We start from the raw sequence: 13,158 nt of genomic DNA on the forward strand, positions 1-13,158 counted from the left end.
TGCGGGGATCGCCGCCGTCCAAATCCCGACGCCTGCCTGGAATCCTTCTTGCTGAGCTCGCGCGCGCGGCGAACGGAGGAACCCATGCGTCTGCGCCTTTCTCATTCTCTTGTCATGGCAGGGCTCTTGTCCACGGGCGTTTTCTCGTCAGCTCTCACGGCGTGCGGCCCGGGGGATCCAACCCCGGTGGCCGGGGCCTATGTCGACGACCCTGATCAGGAGATCACGGTGACGGAGGTGCCACCGCCGGCCATCAGCGGCGGAACGCTGATCGTCGCCAGCGACGGTCGCACGGCGGTGGCGGCGGACGCCGACCGCGATCGCGTCTGGATCGTCGATCTCGACGGCGGCGAGCCGGCGGCGGTCCCGCTGGAGCGCGGCGACGAGCCCGGGCGCCTCGTCGAGGACGCGAGCGGCCGGGTCCACGTGGCGCTCCGGCGCGCTGGCGCGGTGGTGACCCTCGATGTCGAGGCGCGGTCGGTCATCGCGCGCAGAGAGATCTGCCGCGCGCCGCGCGGGGTCGCCTACGACGCCGCGAGCGACGCCATCCACGTTGCCTGCGCCGGCGGCGAGCTCGTGACGCTCCCGGCCTCCGGCGGCCCCGCGGTCCGGAAGCTCCGCCTCGCCCCTGACCTGCGCGACGTCGTGGTCGAGGGCGACCGGCTCCTTGTCAGCCGCTTCAGGTCCGCGGAGACGCTGGTCGTGGGCCCCGACGGCGCGGTGCTCTCGCGCCGCACGCTCCCCGTCTTCCACTCGAACGGGTTCGCCAACTCGGACTATGCGCCGTCCGTGGCCTGGCGCATGGCGCCGCTCGCCGGCGGAGGTGCGCTGATGGTGCACCAGCGCTCGATGTCGTCGAAGGTGACCCTCAGCCCGGGCGGCTATTACCAGGCTGCCGACTGCGACGGGAACATCGTGCACGCCGCGGTCAGCAGGATCGACCCGGCGGACGTTCCTGACACATCGAGCACCTCGCTGCCCGCGGCCGCGATCCCGAATGTCTCGCTGCCGGTCGACATCGCTGTCGCGCCCGACGGCGCGCGGATGGCCATCGTGGCGGCCGGCAGACGCTCCGTCGTGAGCGCGACCGTCGACAATCTGGAGCGCGACGCCGAGACGGACAGCTGCAGCCCGGAGGTCACCGCGAACGCGGTGAGCGGGCAGCCTGTCGCCGTGGCCTTCGACGGCCAGGGTGAGATCGTCGTGCAGCTGCGGGAGCCTGCGGCCCTGCAGGTGCTCGGCGGGCGCATCATCGCGCTTCCGGGCGAGAGCGTGAAAGACACCGGCCACGAGATGTTCCACCGCCCGCCGAACGGCGTGAGCGCCGTGGCGTGCGCGTCGTGCCACCCCGAAGGGCACGAGGACGGGCGGACGTGGGACTTCGATCCCGTGGGCCTGCGGCGGACGCAGGCGCTGGGCGGCGGCATCTTGAAGACAGCGCCCCTCCACTGGAGCGGCGATCTGCAGGATCTCGCGGGACTGATGGGGGAGGTGTTCGTCTCCCGCATGGGCGGCCAGCAGCCCGGCGCCCGGCGGCTCGACCTGATGGCCCGTTTCCTCGACAGCCTGCCCGCCTTCCCGGCGTCGCCGCCCGAGGACGACGCCGCCGTGGCGCGGGGCGAGGTGCTCTTCCATGACAAGCAGGTGGCCTGCGCGGACTGCCACGGTGGCCCGATGCTCACCAACAACCGAAACGAGGACGTGGGCAAGGGCGAGTGGTTGCAGGTGCCCTCGCTCCTCGGCATCTCCGGGCGCGCCCCGTTCATGCACGACGGCTGCGCGGCGACGCTCCACGATCGCTTCGATCCGCTGTGCGGAGGCGACAAGCACGGTGACGTCTCCGGCCTGACCTCCGCGCAGCTCGACGATCTGGTCGCGTACCTCGAGACCCTCTGAGCCTTCGGAGCGCCGCGCTCCTCGCGCGATACGACCGAGGCGTTCCTCGACATCCGGGGCCGATTGCCACGCTACGAGCCCCCATCACCCGGCAACCAGCGGAGCGGGGAAACCGCGTGTGACGGGGCGCTCGGCCCGGATGCGCCGCCAGCGGCTGGCGCCGCGCTCTTCGACGGCACAGCCGTTGCTCGTCCATCGCAACAGACGAAATCGACATCGCGGCTCGATGGACCCGGGCCACACGCACGGTCTGTCTTTTCCGCACGTTCATGCGTTCGCACGTTGTCGCGATTCTCACGTTCTCACAACGGGGCGAGCCGGCGCTTCCGACGAAGCTGCCGACCCGCGAGGTGGAGCAGGCGCAAGGAGGGCACCATGCCTAGAGGCGACAAATCCAGCTACACGACCAAGCAGAAGCGGCAGGCCGAGCACATCGAAGAGGGGTACGAGAAGCGCGGGGTCTCCGAGGATGAGGCCGAGCGGCGGGCCTGGGCGACGGTCAACAAGATGACCGGCGGGGGGAAGAAGTCGGGCTCGGGGGTGGGCAAGCCAGTGAACAAGGAGCCAGCGAGAAAGGGGGGCCGCAAGGGAGGCGCCGCGTCCAAGGCGCGGCCGGCCGCCGCGAAGAGCGCGGCGGCGAAGAAGGCCGCGGCGACCCGCAAGCGGAACGCTGCGGCGAGCGCCGGACGGGCCACGGCCGCGAAGAAGGCGCCGGCGAGGGCAAAGAAGAGCGCCGCGTCCAGCGCTCGCTCGCGCAGCTCCTCGGCCAAGTCGACGAGCGGCCGCTCCCGCGCCGCGCAGGGCACGGCCCGCCGCGGCGGGGCGGGGGCCTCACGCAAGACGACCTCGGGGGCGAAGACCGGAGCGCGGCGCGCCGCGAGTGGGGCCTCGCGCAAGACGAGCTCGAGGGCGAAGACCGGAGCGCGGCGCGCCGCGAGCGGGTCCTGACGCCCCGGCGAGAAGGGGAGAGGGGGCAACCATGCAGGAACTTCAGAGCAACGGAGCGACGAATGGTGAGGGCGGCCTGTTGGGCGACGAGTCCGGGCCGCAGGTAGAGAGCCGGAGAGGGCGCGAGTTCCTCACGACCCTTGTCCGGGAGCTGTTTCAGACGGAGCGCTCGGCGATGATCCATCCGCGGATCGAGGCGGAGCGCCTCGGCGATGTGCCGCCGGCGCACGCCATGCGGGCGGTCTCGACCCACGCGGAGGCCGCGCTGTCGGAGATCCGCCCGCTCCTCCGCGAGCGCGGGCTGCCCATCAGCGCGGGCGGCAGCATGGTGGGCGGGGCCTTCTCGGCCTTGCGCGATCACCTCGCCGATCACCTGCTCAGCACCGAGAGGTCCTACCGCGGCACGCTCCTCGGGATGCGGCACGGCGTCGACCTCGTCGAGCTGCTCCAGTACGTCGCGACCGTGGAGGGCGACACGCCCCTCGCCGCGTGGTGCGCGCGCTGGCTCTCGATGCGCAGGCCCCTCGTCGAGGCGGTCGCCGACGAGCTCGCGTGGTTCGCGGCGCGCCCGGTGCGCGCCACGCGGGCGGCGAAGGACGACGTCGTCGCCCACCTCCTCCGGGGCCTCGTGAACGGCGTGGAGCTCGCGGCGCAGCGGCTCCGGCGCCTGGTCACGTTCGCGGGTTGACTCCCGCCGGCCGCGCGCGGAGACAGCCCGGCGCAGGGCCGCGCGCGGCGTCGCGCTGAGGCCGAGGAGGATGCGCCGTGCAGCAGGGGATTCCGACGTGGGGCACACCGATCGAGCTCCTGGAGAGCCACGGGCCCGGCGTCGCGAGCGCGCTGTTCATCGCGGTCGTCGGGTGGACGGCCGCGGCCTGGGCCGCGCGGAGCGTGCGAGCGCTCGGCAAGAAGTGGACGCAGGTCGACGCGACCCTCATCCCCCTGCTGGCCAGTGTAAGCCGACTCACTATCTTGACGGTCACCGCCATGGCCGTGCTCGAGCGCTTCGGCGTCGACACGAAGAGCCTGTTCGCCGTGCTCGGCGCTGCGGGTCTGACCATCGGCCTCGCCCTCAAGGACACGCTGTCGGACGTGGCCGCCGGGCTGGTCTTGCTCGTGCTCCGTCCGTTCGATGTCGGCGATGCGATCGAGGTCGACGGGACCTCCGGCGTCGTCGACGCCATCGACGTGTTCCAGACCAAGCTGACGAGCTTCGACGGCGTCCCGATCACGCTGCCGAACTCCAAGGTCCGGTCCGCCAAGATCCAGAACTTCACCCGGGCGGAGCGCCGGCGCATGGACCTCACGATCGGCGTCAGCGCCACCGCCGACATCGCTCATGCCATCGCCACGCTGCGGGACGTCCTCTCGAACGAGCCGCGCGTGCTGCCGGAGCCGGCGCCGTCGGTCGACGTGATCGAGCTCGCGGACGAGAAGGTCAACCTGCTCGTCCGCGCCTGGACCCTCCCCGCCGACTTCTTCCCGGTGCGGCTCGAGCTCACGCGCCACTTCAAGGAGCGGCTCGACGCGGAGGGGATCGTCGTCCCGATGCCCCAGCGCGAGCTGCATATCCCCCTTCGCGAGCCGGAGCGGCGATCTGCCCCGTTCCTCTGAGCCGGCGCGCGCGGTTCTGAGGCGGCGCGCGCGGTTCGTTGGAGAGGGCCCCGGAGGCGACCCCGCCGCGCCGCCTCTCGCCCCTGCCCTAGGTCAGGGCGTGCCCATCAGGATATAATACCAGGTGCCCACCTCGATGGCGTTCGGGTGCGTGCCGCTCACCCGGGTCAGCGTGCTCGTGAAGATCTTCTTGTTGAACGCAAGGCCGTTGCTCGGCGCCTGCGTCTTCACGTACCAGGCGACCGCCATCAGGGCCGATGTCTGGTTGTCCTTCTCGAACAGGACTCCCATCTTCACCTGGCTGTCGTCAGGGCTCGGCAACCGGTAGAGGACCCCGGTGCGGGTCCCCGGGACGGTGCGCGTCCCCTGCGTCCAGTCGCCCTGGGTCGGGTTCCGGGGGGCCGTGAACTGGTTGCTCGCGCTCACGACGTCCAGGAACGCGTCGAGCGCTGGCGCCGTGAAGCTCGGGATCACCTCGGACGTGAAGGTCAATGTGTTCGAGAAGGTGAGCGTGTTCGCCCACCGCCAGTACTCTGTCTGCGCCTGGAAGCTGAGCTGGCCATTGGAAACACCGTTGATCCCGAGGGTCACGATCCGGACGAGATCCGCGGTCGAGAAGATCCTGAGCCTCACGTCCGGCGGGATCTGCTCGGTCACACCGGAGCCCGGTTTGGCCTTCGCAGGGCTGCGCGTTGAAATAGAAGCGCCGACGGCGGGCGCACCGAACGTTGAGTCTGCATCGTTGCTCATGGTTGCGCTCTCTCCTGGGATGACGATCACGACAGCATCGATCGCAGCGCGCAGGCCCTGCCCAGCCCGCGCTCCGGCGGCGGCGCGGTCGCGCGTGCGTGTTCACGACGCGCGACCCGCGCGGCCTTACCCCGCGTCGACGGCAGGAAACCTGGATCCTCCGGGCCGCGGCGTCGATGACAGGCGGTCACGCGGGAGGGCCGGTGAGCTCCGGCGGCGACCCGATGTTCAGTACCGGACCACCTCGATCGCCTCGGTGCCGAGCCGGATCTGCCGCGACGTCGTCCGGCGCTCGACGAGCGCGCCGGCGTCGAGAACGCCCGCGCGCGCGAGCTGCTGGCGGGCGCGGAAGACGTTGACGTTGAGGTGATGGAGGTCGAGCCGCAGCTTGCCGAGCAGGTCGTCGACGTAGCGCCACCCGCGCTCGGCCGGGGGCAGCCCGCTCTCCCGGTCGCGCAGCCGGGAGCGCGCCAGCATGAGGAGCAGCTCGTGGTGGGCGCGCGCGGCGAGCTGGATGACCTTTTCCCCCTGCACCAGGGAGACGGCGATGTGCTCCTCGTCGTGGCTCACCTCGAAGCGCAGGACGGTGAGGCCGAGGAGCTTGGGGCTCGCCGCGCTCGACGCGGTCGTCGGCACGGCGGCGTCGAGCGTGTGCGGCGGGACGCGCAGGACCCAGGCGCCGCCGGCCTCGATGCGCTCCTGATCCACGGCCGGGCGCGTGCTCCCGTCGATCTCGATCTGCCAGACGCCGTGCTGATCCTCGAAGAGCGTCACCCGGGGATCGGCGGCGTCCGGCAGCGCGAGCAGGCCCTCCTCCGCCGCGCGCACCTCGCCGGTGAGCTCGGCCCGCGCGCTCGTGACGGGCGCGCCGGCCTCCTCCACGGTCCAGCGCTCGGCGTCGCCGCCGAACACGAGCTCCGTCCCCGCGTCGAGCGCGACCCGCTCGGCGGACGTGAGCCGCCGGCCGCTGACGTGCGTGCCGTTCGTGCTGCCGAGGTCGCGGATCCACCAGCGCGCCCCGTCCCAGAACAGGACGGCGTGCTCGCCGGAGGCGCAGCGGTCCCGGAGGCGCACGGCGCAGTCGCGCGCTCGGCCGACCCGCGCGCGCGCCGGGAGCGTCACGCGAGCGCCGTGGGCTTCATGCTTCAAGACCGCCATGGATGCAGCGTAAGATGCTGCCGCCGACCACATCAACGGCGTCGAAGGCGAGGCCTCCCATGAGCGATCCCGCGGCACTCCTCAGGAAGCTAGCGGGCGAGCTGCACCTGTCTCCCTCGGCATGCGCGGAGATCCAGCGGGCGCTCGCCGAGCACGCCGCGCGCCGCCTCACGGACGAGCTACCGGCGACCGTGGTCCGGGACGCGCCGGTGGCGGCGCCCGTCGCGGCCGGGTACGCGCCGGGGCCCAACGGGGAGGCGCCGGCGGCGGCCGGGGACGCGCCCGGGCAGACCGGGGACGCGCCGGTGGCGGCCGAGCACCGCCCGAGCGCGCCTCCGGCGATCCACGCGCCGGTCGCGGCGTGGCCCTGGGACCGCTACGACGATCTCGGGCTCATCGGCCGCGGGGGCATGGGCGAGGTGCGGCGCGTGCGCGATCGCGTGATGGGCCGCGTGCTCGCCATGAAGCTGCTGCGCATCGAGGGGCAAGACGATGCGGACGGCCGCGCGCGCTTCCTCGACGAGGCGCGCCTCACGGCGTGCCTTCAGCACCCAGGGATCGTCCCCGTCCACGACTGCGGGATGCTCCCGACCGGCCAGCTCTGGTTCACGATGAAGGAGGTCCGCGGCCGCACGCTGAGCGCGCTGATCCGCGCGCTCCACGCCTCGGGCGAGGCCGGCCCCTCGCCCGAGGCGCTGCGCCGCGTGCTCGACGTCTTCGTCCGCGTCTGCGAGGCGGTCGCGTATGCGCACGGCCAGGGCGTCCTCCACCGCGATCTCAAGCCGGACAACGTCATGATCGGCGAGTTCGGCGAGGTCCTCGTGATGGACTGGGGCATCGCCCGCGCGACCGCGCGCGGCGCGCTGGCGGACGCGCTCCCGGACAGCGGCCACCACACGCACGCGGGCCTCGTCCTGGGGACGCCGGTCTACATGCCCCCGGAGCAGGCGCGCGGCGAGGCCGAGCAGCTCGGGCCCCCCAGCGACGTGTACTCCCTCGGGGCCGTCCTGTACGAGCTCCTCTGCGGCGAGCCCCCGTTCCGGGGGACGGCGCTGGCCGTCCTGGCGCAGGTGGTCCAGCGGTCGCCCGAGCCGCTCGCCGTCCGGTGCCCTGACCAGATCCCTCGGGATCTCATCGCGATCTGCGAGCGGGCGATGGCCCGCGCGCCGTCTTCGCGTTACGCGAGCGCCGAGGTGCTCGCCGCGGAGATCCGCGGCTTCCTCGACGGCGCCCGCCGTCGCGAGCGGGCGCGCGCCCTGGTCGAGGAGTCGCGCGCGCTGGCGCCGCAGATCGAGGGCCTGCGCGCGCGCGCCCGGGCCCTCCGGGCCGAGGCGAAGGCGGTGCTCGGGCGCCTCGACTCGTTCGCGCCCGCCGCCGAGAAGGCGCAGGGGTGGGCGCTCGAGGACGAGGCGCGCGCGCTCGACCGCGCCGCCGCGCTCGACGAGGCGACCTGGCACCAGAAGCTCCGCGCCGCCCTCAACGAGGCCCCGGACTTCGATGAGGCGCACGCCGCGCTCGCCGACGCCCACCTGGCCGACCTGCGGGCCGCCGAGGAGGCCCGCGACGCCGAGGCCTCGGCGCGCGCCGAGGCGTTCCTCAGGGCGCACGCGCGCGAGCGGCACGCGGTCTTGCTCCGCGGCACCGGCGCCCTCTCGCTGCGGACCGATCCCGAGGGGGCGCAGGTCTGGCTGCTTCGCTATGTCGAGCAGGAGCGCCGGCTTCGCGCCGAGCCCCAGGGCTTCCTCGGCCACACGCCGCTCTGCGAGGTCCCGCTCGCGCGCGGCAGCTACCTGCTCTTGATCCGCGCACCCGGGTACCGCGAGGCGCGGTACCCCGTGAAGATCGGCCGCGGCGAGCACTGGGACGGCGTGCGTCCGGGCGGCGCAGCGCCGTTCGTGGTGCCCCTCCTGCCCTCGGAGACGCTCGGCGAAGAGGACGTCTACGTGCCGGCGGGCTTCTTCTCGGCCGGCGGAGACCCGCAGGCCGGCGACGGCCTGCCGGCCTGCCGGATCTGGGTCGACGGCTTCGTTGTGCGGCGGCACCCGGTGACGCAGGCCGAGTACCTCGCCTTCCTGAACGACCTGCTCGCGCGCGGGCGCGAGGCGGAGGCCGCGGCGGCGTGCCCGCGCGCGGCCCGCGCGATCGCCGGCAACGTGGACATCCCGCTGTTCGCGCGCGACGGGGACGGGCGCTTCGCGCTCGGCCCGCAGGCGCGCGCGGAGCAGGCGCGGCACCCGGTCGCCTCGGTGGATTGGCGCAGCGCCGTCGCCTACGCGTCGTGGATTGAGGAGCGCACCGGCGCGCCGTGGCGCCTCGTCGGCGAGCTCGAGCGCGAGAAGGCCGCGCGCGGCGTCGACGGGCGCTTCTTCCCCTGGGGAGATGAGCCCGAGCCGACGTGGGCCTGCATGGTGGGGGGCCGCCCCGGCCCCGCGAGCCCGGCGCCGGTGGACGACCATCCGACGGACGAGGGCCCCCACGGCGCCCGGGGCCTCGCGGGCAACATCCGCGACTGGTGCGCCGAGCTGTGGATGCCCGACGGCCCCACGGTGGTCGACCGCATCGCGCGCCTCGAGCCAGCGGACGCGGCTGCTTCGGGCCTCCGCTCGATCCGCGGGGGCGCGTGGAGCTCCGGGCCCCCCGCGGTGTGCCGCGCAGCAGGCCGCTTCGCCGCGCGCCCGGAGGATCGCTTCAGCGCCGTGGGCTTCCGTCTCGCCAGGCCAGTCGTCGCCGGCGTGTAGCCGGCGCTCGCCGGCGCGCAGGGGATGCGATTGGCCGCGGTGACCGGCCGTGTTTGACTGCTGAGCCCGTGTCGCAGCGCTGGCGTCGGGGAACCGCCTGGCAACAGACGGCGGATGTCGCGTTTGCACTCGAGCGCTAGGCTCGTGGGGACAGCCTGTGTCCACGAGGTCCATGGAGAACACGGATTCGCGTCAAGAGTCGGCGGAGCCCCCCGATCCGGCTTCGCCCGCGGCGGCAGAGCCCGCTGCGGCGCCCCTGCAGTGCGGCGCGGCGGGGGCTGCGCTGATCGATCAGGAGCGTTCTGCGCTGCATGAGCCCTCCGCGGACGGCGCGCTGGTCGACGCCTTCTTCCAGGCCACGGCTGCGGGGCTCGGGATGATCGACCGCGACCTCCGCGTGGTGCGGCTCAATCAGGCGCTGGCGGACATCAACGGGATCCCCCTCGAGGCGCACCTCGGCAGGACGATCCCCGAGCTGCTCCCGGAGATGAGCGATGTGATCGTCGCCCATCTCCGGCGTGTCCTGGACACGGGCGAGGCGTTCACCGCCGAGGTGACGGGGACGACGCGGGCGTCGGAGCGACCGCGCTCCTGGCTGGTCAATTACGCGCCTGTGCGGGCGAAGGACGGGCGCGTCACGGGCGTGGGGACGGTCGTCCTCGACATCACCGAGCGCAAGCAGACGGAGGACAGGCTCCAGGAAGAAGGGGAGACGCTCGAGCTGCTCAATCGCGCCGGCAAGCAGCTCGCCGCCGAGCTGGATCTGGAGAAGCTCGTGCAGGCGGTGACCGACGCGGCGACCCGGCTGAGCGGCGCCCAGTTTGGTGCGTTCTTTTACAATGTCACGAACGCCGAGGGGAAGAGCTACATGCTCTACACCATCTCTGGCGTGCCCCGAGAGCACTTCTCCGGGTTCCCGATGCCGCGCAATACGGACGTGTTCGCGCCGACCTTCAACGGAGAGGGCGTGGTGCGGCTCGACGATGTCACGAAGGACCCGCGTTACGGGAACAACGCCCCTTACCACGGGATGCCGAAGGGCCACTTGCCTGTCGTCAGCTACCTTGCCGTGCCGGTGGTCTCCCGTTCGGGGCATGTCATCGGCGGGCTGTTCTTCGGGCACTCCGGGCGAGGTGTCTTCACCGAGCGGGCGGAGAAGCTGGTGGTCGGCCTCGCGGCCCAGGCCGCCATCGCGATGGACAACGCGCACCTGTTCCGGAAGGCGCAGCAGCTCATTCAGGCGCTCGAGCGGAGCAACAAGGAGCTTGACCGCTTCGCCTACGTGGCGAGCCACGACCTGAAGGCGCCGCTCCGCGCCATCGCGAACCTCTCGCAGTGGATCGAGGACGATCTCGTGGACAAGGCGACGCCGGAGACGCGCCAGTACATGGAGCTCCTCCGCTCGCGCGTGATCCGGCTGGAGGCGCTCATCGACGGGATCCTGCGCTACTCGCGCGCTGGACGTCTCCGCGACAAGCCCGAGATCGTGGACGTCCAGAAGCTCCTCGAGGACGTCCTCACGCTGCTCACGGTCCCTGCGAGCGCGTCGATCGATATCGCGGCGGGCATGCCGACGCTCCTCGCCGAGCGGATCCCGCTGGAGCAGGTGTTCCTGAACCTGATCGGCAATGCGCTGAAGTATGCCGAACGCCCCGACGCGCGCGTCGAGGTGCGGGGGCGGACGCTGGGCGATCTCTGGGAGTTCTCGGTGAAGGACAACGGGCCCGGGATCGACCCGCGATACCACGGGAAGGTATGGGAGATCTTCCAGACCCTGAACGCGCGCGACAACATCGAGGGGACGGGCATCGGGCTCGCGATCGTCCAGAAGATCGTGCTCAGCAAGGGGGGGCGTGTGTGGGTCGAGTCCGAGCAGGGCGCCGGCGCCACGTTCTTCTTCACCTGGCCTCGGATGGAGACGGACGGCGGGCTCGGCATGCGCTGAGGAGCGCCGGCTCTGGCGTGGCGCGCGGCGCGAGACGAGCGTGGCAATCCGCCACGCTCCGCGCCCCCTGGCGGAGCCGGAGCGTCGCGGCCGCTCGCCGCGGGGCGGTGGCGCGCGATCTGCTTTCTCGCTGTCGGGTGAGCATGGGCCCTTGCCCCATGCCGGGAGCGCGACGGTGAAGCATCGATCCATGGTGGTCCTCCTGAACTGCTCCTCCCGGTCAAACCGCGCGGCGGCGCAGCGCGCGCGGCTCGGGGAGCTCCTGAAAGAGAGCGGCCTCGCCGCGGAGGTGCTGTGCGCCGAGAAGGGGCAGCTGCTCGGAGAGCTCGCCCGCCGCGCGGCGCGGGGGCCTTGCGACCTCGTGGTGGCCGGCGGCGGCGACGGGACGGTGAACACCGTCGCTGCCGCGATCGCCGGCACGGACAAGACGATGGGCGTCCTTCCGCTCGGCACGGTGAACCATTTTGCCAAGCACCTCGGCGTTCCGCTGGCCCTCGAGGGCGCCGTGCGCACGCTCGCCGAGGGGCGGCGCGTCCATGTGGACGTCGGCGAGGTCAACGGCCGAGCCTTCGTGAACAACTCGACGCTGGGCATCTACCCGGGCATCGTGCGCGGCCGCGAGGCGCTCCGGAAGAGGCGTGGGCTCAACAAGTGGATAGCCCTGGCGCTGTCGACCCTCTCCGGGATCCGGCGGCACGAGCGCGTCCGTCTCCGGCTCATCCTGGATGGGCAGGAGGTCGAGCTGGAGACGCCGTTCGTGTTCGTCGCGAACAACGATTTCAAGCTTGGCGACGTGGACATCGGCCGCCAGCGCCCGCCGTGCTCGGGCGAGCTCGGCGTGTGCGTGGCGCACGCGGAGAGCCGCCTCTCCACGCTCAGGCTCATCGCCAGCGCGGTCGTCGGGCGCATTCATCAATCGAACGATTTCAGTATCCTGCGGACGACGGAGCTCCGGGTGGAGGCGCCCCACCGCCGCCTCCACGTGGCCGCGGACGGCGAGGTCCTCAGGATGACGCCGCCGCTCTGCTATCGCGTGCGGCCTGCAGCGCTGCGCGTCATCGTTCCGCTGTCGTCCGACATCCGCGCGGGCTCGTGGCGGCAGGAGGACCCCACTCGCCCGGTCGCGGCGCTGGGGGGATGAGGCGCCGTGCGCACGCTCGTGCACCTGTCGGATCTGCACTTCGGCCGCGTGAACAAGGCCATCCTCCGCCCGCTGATCGACAGGATAGGGGGGCTCGAGCCGCACGTGGTCGTGATCTCCGGCGATCTGACCCAGCGGGCGCGCGACGCCGAGTTCGCCGAGGCGCGCGCCTTCCTCGACGCGCTGCCCTCGCCGCAGATCGTGGTGCCTGGTAACCACGATGTCCCGCTCTACAACCTGTTCGACCGCTTCTTTCGCCCGCTCGACAGGTACCGGAGCCACATCACGGACGACCTCTCGCCGTTCCACCTCGACGCGGAGATCGCCATCCTGGGCATCAACACCGCGCGCTCGCTGACCATCAAGGAGGGGCGCATCAACGCGCGGCAGGTCCGGGGGATCAAGGCGAGGATGTGCGATCTAGGGCCCGAGATCACGAAGATCGTGGTCACGCATCACCCGTTCGACCTGCCCGAGAACTCGCCCCACGCGATCGTCGGGCGCGCGAGGCAGGCGATGGAGGCGATCGCGGGTTGCGGCGTCGACGTCATCCTGTCCGGCCACCTGCACCTCAGCCACACGGGGCACTCCGCGGAGCGCTTCGACGCCGGCGGCCACTCCTCGCTCATCATCCAGGCCGGCACGGCGACCTCGACCCGCGGACGCGGGGAGCGGAACGCGTTCAACGTGATCCGCGTCGACGGGCGGAGGATCGATATCGAGCGAAACTTCTGGCAGCCGGAGAGCAGCGTCTTCGAGATCGCCGGCGCGGAGCATTTCGAGGAGACGGCGCGGGGCTGGGTGCGGGCGGCGTAGGCTCGGCGCGCTCGACTCCTGCGCTGGATCGGGCGGTATGCGCTCGCGACGTGAAATGGGCGATCTCTGGAGAATGCACGCCGTCTCGCTCTTCGCGAGATGGGTGAAAGTGAGCTTTCCTGGCTGATCGTGACCGCCGTTTGTGCTGGGCG

10 protein-coding genes are annotated in these 13,158 nt (G+C 72.2%); 8 read left to right on the plus strand and 2 right to left on the minus strand.

Annotated elements, in window-relative coordinates:
- Nucleotides 1-186 precede the first annotated feature (186 nt).
- The 4 genes from WME79_RS49945 (at nt 187) to WME79_RS49960 (ending at nt 4,458) form a co-directional block, all read left to right on the plus strand.
- Complete coding sequence (locus WME79_RS49945; RefSeq protein WP_437530428.1) at nt 187-1,896, plus strand: cytochrome-c peroxidase; 1,710 nt, start codon at nt 187-189, stop codon at nt 1,894-1,896.
- A 375-nt stretch (nt 1,897-2,271) separates the two neighbouring features.
- Complete coding sequence (locus WME79_RS49950; RefSeq protein ID WP_437530430.1) at nt 2,272-2,844, plus strand: hypothetical protein; 573 nt, start codon at nt 2,272-2,274, stop codon at nt 2,842-2,844.
- Nucleotides 2,845-2,875: 31 nt separating this feature from the next.
- A complete protein-coding gene (locus tag WME79_RS49955) occupies nt 2,876-3,532 on the plus strand; it encodes a hypothetical protein (protein ID WP_437530432.1) in 657 nt (218 codons plus the stop codon).
- A 77-nt stretch (nt 3,533-3,609) separates the two neighbouring features.
- The gene (locus WME79_RS49960) at nt 3,610-4,458 is read left to right on the plus strand and encodes a mechanosensitive ion channel family protein (RefSeq protein WP_437530434.1); all 849 of its coding nucleotides are present in this window, start codon (nt 3,610-3,612) and stop codon (nt 4,456-4,458) included.
- Between the two features lie 93 nt (nt 4,459-4,551).
- Here WME79_RS49960 and WME79_RS49965 read toward each other — a convergent pair whose 3' ends face one another.
- Entirely contained in the window at nt 4,552-5,208 is a 657-nt protein-coding gene (locus WME79_RS49965) for a hypothetical protein (RefSeq protein WP_437530436.1), read from the minus strand.
- Nucleotides 5,209-5,436: 228 nt separating this feature from the next.
- Nucleotides 5,437-6,366, minus strand: coding sequence for an FHA domain-containing protein (locus WME79_RS49970; RefSeq protein ID WP_437530438.1), 930 nt, complete (start codon nt 6,364-6,366; stop codon nt 5,437-5,439).
- Nucleotides 6,367-6,425: 59 nt separating this feature from the next.
- Here WME79_RS49970 and WME79_RS49975 point away from each other — a divergent pair, with 59 nt between their 5' ends.
- From WME79_RS49975 to WME79_RS49990, 4 genes are all read left to right on the plus strand, one after another.
- Nucleotides 6,426-9,104 carry a protein kinase domain-containing protein gene (locus WME79_RS49975; protein ID WP_437530440.1) on the plus strand — a complete coding sequence of 893 codons (2,679 nt, stop codon included), beginning with the start codon at nt 6,426-6,428 and terminating at the stop codon, nt 9,102-9,104.
- Nucleotides 9,105-9,276: 172 nt separating this feature from the next.
- Complete coding sequence (locus WME79_RS49980; protein WP_437530443.1) at nt 9,277-11,049, plus strand: sensor histidine kinase; 1,773 nt, start codon at nt 9,277-9,279, stop codon at nt 11,047-11,049.
- A 190-nt stretch (nt 11,050-11,239) separates the two neighbouring features.
- Nucleotides 11,240-12,190 (plus strand): diacylglycerol/lipid kinase family protein, encoded by a 951-nt coding sequence (locus WME79_RS49985; RefSeq protein ID WP_437530446.1) that lies wholly within the window; start codon nt 11,240-11,242, stop codon nt 12,188-12,190.
- Nucleotides 12,191-12,196: 6 nt separating this feature from the next.
- Complete coding sequence (locus WME79_RS49990; protein ID WP_437530448.1) at nt 12,197-13,006, plus strand: metallophosphoesterase family protein; 810 nt, start codon at nt 12,197-12,199, stop codon at nt 13,004-13,006.
- Nucleotides 13,007-13,158 lie beyond the last annotated feature (152 nt).

Source organism: Sorangium sp. So ce726, assembly GCF_051521405.1.
In the GTDB taxonomy this organism is placed as follows: domain Bacteria; phylum Myxococcota_A; class Polyangia; order Polyangiales; family Polyangiaceae; genus Sorangium.

Bases quoted from the DNA above. Each gene is read 5' to 3' on its own strand.
- WME79_RS49950 (WP_437530430.1), top strand. From the start codon at position 2,272: ATGCCTAGAGGCGACAAATCCAGCTACACGACCAAGCAGAAGCGGCAG.
- WME79_RS49955 (WP_437530432.1), top strand. From the start codon at position 2,876: ATGCAGGAACTTCAGAGCAACGGAGCGACGAATGGTGAGGGCGGCCTG.
- WME79_RS49965 (WP_437530436.1), bottom strand. From the start codon at position 5,208: ATGAGCAACGATGCAGACTCAACGTTCGGTGCGCCCGCCGTCGGCGCT.
- WME79_RS49970 (WP_437530438.1), bottom strand. From the start codon at position 6,366: ATGGCGGTCTTGAAGCATGAAGCCCACGGCGCTCGCGTGACGCTCCCG.
- WME79_RS49975 (WP_437530440.1), top strand. From the start codon at position 6,426: ATGAGCGATCCCGCGGCACTCCTCAGGAAGCTAGCGGGCGAGCTGCAC.
- WME79_RS49980 (WP_437530443.1), top strand. From the start codon at position 9,277: ATGGAGAACACGGATTCGCGTCAAGAGTCGGCGGAGCCCCCCGATCCG.
- WME79_RS49985 (WP_437530446.1), top strand. From the start codon at position 11,240: ATGGTGGTCCTCCTGAACTGCTCCTCCCGGTCAAACCGCGCGGCGGCG.